This is a genomic window from Brachyspira sp. SAP_772 (genome assembly GCF_009755885.1).
GTDB lineage: Bacteria > Spirochaetota > Brachyspiria > Brachyspirales > Brachyspiraceae > Brachyspira.
This window is the reverse complement of sequence record NZ_VYIX01000246.1, coordinates 1-632: the sequence shown is the minus strand read 5'-3', so window position 1 is coordinate 632 and position 632 is coordinate 1. Positions and strand designations below refer to the sequence as shown.

The window sequence follows — 632 nt, the reverse complement described above, 5'->3', positions numbered from 1 at the left end:
ACTTCTTCATTTATATATTGCAAATCAACTGCGCTGTTATCTAATAAATAATATTTGTTATCGCCTAAAATATCTTCATTAACATGCACTTGTTCATAGTTATCAAGTATCATGAATATATACTCATTTCCTTCGCTATATAGATATTGAGCTTTTTTGTATGCAATATCAGCCTCTTCAACAGTTTCAGTAGAAGCAAAAGTTTTTTCAACCATATTGCCTTTAATCATGTTTTTTAATTTAGTTCTTACATTGGCTTTTCTCTGCTGAGCTCTATGAAAGTGAGCATCTATTACTAGATAAGTTTCGCCGTCTAATATAATAGCATCGCCTTTTCTTAAATCATTAACATCCATAAATAAAACCTCTGATTATAATATATTTTTTATGATTGATAGTTTWAGCATTATATTTTATTAGCAGAAAAAAAGCAAATAATTTAATAATGCAATAATTAATTTTTATTTATAAGTTTTGTTTATTATAATATAGCTTTAAAAGAATAAACTAGCCTCTAAACCAATCTTGCTTTCCATCTTTTTAAAAGCATAAAGCTGTCTAGAGCGAAGATATTCATATTTTATTCCAATTGCAAATCTGTAAATTTCTAATCCTAAAGCTACAGATACAGA

1 pseudogene is annotated in these 632 nt (G+C 26.6%); it reads right to left on the bottom strand.

What is annotated here, in order from left to right:
- A pseudogene (locus GQX97_RS13825) lies at positions 1-356 on the bottom strand (elongation factor P); the annotation flags it as partial.
- Between the last annotated feature and the right edge of the window lie 276 nt (positions 357-632).